Source organism: Gelidibacter gilvus (assembly GCF_004115975.1).
GTDB lineage: Bacteria > Bacteroidota > Bacteroidia > Flavobacteriales > Flavobacteriaceae > Gelidibacter > Gelidibacter gilvus.
This window is the reverse complement of the sequence record NZ_SDDZ01000032.1, coordinates 1-1,404: the sequence shown is the minus strand read 5'-3', so window position 1 is coordinate 1,404 and position 1,404 is coordinate 1. Positions and strand designations below refer to the sequence as shown.

General features: G+C 37.8%; 2 protein-coding genes. Both read right to left on the bottom strand.

Translation table 11 applies throughout. The features are described from left to right. Positions 1-159: 159 nt before the first annotated feature. On the bottom strand, positions 160-435 hold the full coding sequence (locus tag ESZ48_RS19145; RefSeq protein WP_129019105.1) for a helix-turn-helix domain-containing protein: 276 nt from the start codon (positions 433-435) through the stop codon (positions 160-162). A gap of 484 nt (positions 436-919) precedes the next feature. Further along, the coding region (locus ESZ48_RS19140; protein WP_190246319.1) for an RteC domain-containing protein at positions 920-1,404 on the bottom strand (485 nt) is incomplete at its 5' end.

Sequence of the window (1,404 nt, the reverse complement as noted above, 5' to 3'; positions counted from 1 at the left end):
AAGCCAAATACAGACTTATATGCGTTGGGTTGAGCCGATTGTCCTTGGCAAAAAGCAAGAAGATAGCCTTCAGATGGTGTATAAAATTAACCTCAGTCATGGTAAGAAGTATTGAAAATCCCGCATTTCTGCGGGATTTTGCCTGCTATTAATCCTCTATTAAGAAACCTTGTTAAGGTTGAGAATACGTAGTATTTCGGAGTACTCGTAGAGAATGGTGCCACCTATTTTGGTAAAGGGCAGCGTTCCATTTACCCGGAGGTTTTGAAGTGTTCCTGGACTGATCTTCAGCAATTCCATGACTTCAACTGATTTCAGATACTTTTTTGTGAGCGGCGCCTCTGGCTTTTTGTGATCCAGGAGCTTTTTGAATTCGCTGATCAATTCCATTTTGAAGTCGTAGAGATCTTCGGTCGTAATAATTGCTGTTGCCATTGTAGAACAAATTTTTAAAGGTTAATGTTATCCCTCTCCTCATGGCGAGGTGACTTTAAAATCTATCATAATGATAGCACTTGGGTTGATTTGACTTTCGTTCTACAAAGCTGCGGGTTATTGTTGTGAATTCTTCGGTATGCGTTCGGTAGTACGAAGAAATTTAACATTTGAAAGGCGGGAATATTATAGGCGTCATCTTAACCAAAGCCATTTAGGATAAGGCTTTAAAGACTAAACCAGCATTGAGTATGTTCTTTATGGAAACACTAATTTTCTATGATGTGCCGGCAAATTTACTTGACAACATTTTTAAACGCCATTTTTTAATCAAAATCAAAAATAACCTTCAGGCTTATCATAGCTTTTGTAGCGTTTTGATGGTGGAAAAATAACTGAGACATATTTTTGAAATTCCTTAGGTATACGTTCGGTAGTACGAAGAAATTCAACATTTTGAAAACCGACTTTGTAATTTAATACATCAGGATTTAGTGATGGCTTCATCGGTATCCATCTTGGTCAATAGCGCACGTTTTAAGGTGTCAAGGAATTTGGTTCGGTCTTTTTCGCGCGCCTTTATTTCGGCAAATGTTTTGTATGCATTTCCGATTTTAATGTTGAAGAACTTTTCGCTGAACTGAATAATTTTGCTGATTTCGGCTTCCCCATTGTTCAAAACACCTGATGAATGAAGCGCATAAATAAGCTCCACCAAATCTGTCTTGGATCCTGACCAGGATCTGTTTTTATTAAGAATCAAATCTGCAATCGGATCTGACTCTTTATTTGTCAGCCTAAAAAGTAATTTTTGATAATGTTTATTGAGCAGATCTGAGGCCACAAAGTGCGCCATAAGATTATCGTAACTGGTAGAAAATTCTGGATCCACGATATAATGGGACATGTCACAGTTAATTCCAATTTGCCGTGTGCTCCTCAGAAAGTATAAACTATCCTGCTGAGATT